This window comes from Mesorhizobium sp. CNPSo 4684 (genome assembly GCF_057784315.1).
Genome location: NZ_JBWLUX010000100.1, coordinates 1 through 655 on the forward strand (window position 1 = coordinate 1; position 655 = coordinate 655).

The window sequence follows — 655 nt, forward strand, 5'->3', positions numbered from 1 at the left end:
CAGAACAAGGCCGGCATGCGCTCTTGTGAAACGCCCATGAAAGAGGCGATTTCGTGCTTGAACGTGATGCTCCATAAATGGACAGCGGAGATGCACCCGTCTGGATTCTGCTCGCGTTTCGCGGCCGCCTGCGAGGACTGGCATCCGGTGAAGACGACGGCCGCCGCAAGCAAGAGAAAGATACGGTTTTGCACGGTCAACAGCCCTCCAGAACGACCAGGTTCGATCTCTCTCAATAATTCGCGTAGCCGCTCAACGGGCATTTCCGGGAAACGGGAATCTGGAAGGTACCGATAATACCGCTGCAGGTACGAAATTTGGGGTTCCGCGGCGCCGCGGCAGCCGTCTTTGATTTCCCCTTCATATCGATTTTGGTCGGTTGGTCGAGCTGTGCGTAGCCGCTCACCGGGCATTTCCGGGAAGCGGGAATCTGGAAGATGCCTTCAGTACCTTTGCAGGTACGGAAGTTGGGGTTCCGTGGCGCCGGCGTGGCCGTAGCAGCAGCCTTGGACTTGCCCTTGATGACCAGCCATATCTCGGTCGATTGGTCGAGCTGCAGCCGGTTCAAGTCGGAGTAGCTGATCCGCCCGCTGCGTATCCCTTCGCCAAGGCGCTGGCAGAACAAGGCCGGCATGCGCTCTTGTGAAACGCCCAT

Annotated in this window: 2 pseudogenes; both read right to left on the reverse strand. The window is 58.5% G+C overall.

The window, feature by feature from the left end:
- Window positions 1–194 (reverse strand): annotated as a pseudogene (locus AC04SG_RS32855) (hypothetical protein); the annotation flags it as partial.
- Window positions 195–232: 38 nt separating this feature from the next.
- Window positions 233–655: pseudogene (locus AC04SG_RS32860) on the reverse strand (hypothetical protein); the annotation flags it as partial.